Genomic DNA, 613 nt, shown 5'->3' on the forward strand with positions numbered 1-613 from the left:
CCTGGGTCTGGAAGTCGAAGAAGGACGTGATTACCTGCGATAAGCCTCGTTTAGTTGGATATAAACTTTGAGACGGGGATTTCCGAATGGGGAAACCTAACTAGATTAATCTCTAGTTGCCCACTTTTGAATATATAGAAAGTGTGAGCGAGACACCTTGTGAATTGAAACATCTTAGTAGCAAGAGGAAAAGAAAATAAATAATGATTCTGTTAGTAGTGGCGAGCGAAAGCAGAAGAGCCCAAACCGTATTTATACGGGGTTGTAGGACAGTCTACATAGAGTTACAAAGATTATGTATAGTAGAAAAAGCTGGGAAGCTTTGACATAGAGGGTGATATCCCCGTATACGAAATGCATAATTCTCTTGACTGCATCCTGAGTAGGGCGGGGCACGTGAAACCCTGTCTGAATCTGCCGGGACCATCCGGTAAGGCTAAATACTAACCAGACACCGATAGTGAACTAGTACCGTGAGGGAAAGGTGAAAAGAACCCCGGGAGGGGAGTGAAATAGATTCTGAAACTACTTACTTACAATTAGTCAGAGCACGTTAATGTGTGATGGCGTACATCTTGCAGTATGGACCGGCGAGTTATGTTAACATGCGAGG

At 43.7% G+C, this 613-nt stretch carries 1 rRNA gene; it reads left to right on the top strand.

The window, feature by feature from the left end:
- Positions 1–613: ribosomal RNA gene (locus DKP76_RS18920) — 23S ribosomal RNA — on the top strand; the annotation flags it as partial.

Origin of the sequence: Falsochrobactrum shanghaiense (genome assembly GCF_003149535.1) — a bacterium.
Lineage (GTDB): Bacteria > Pseudomonadota > Alphaproteobacteria > Rhizobiales > Rhizobiaceae > Brucella > Brucella shanghaiense.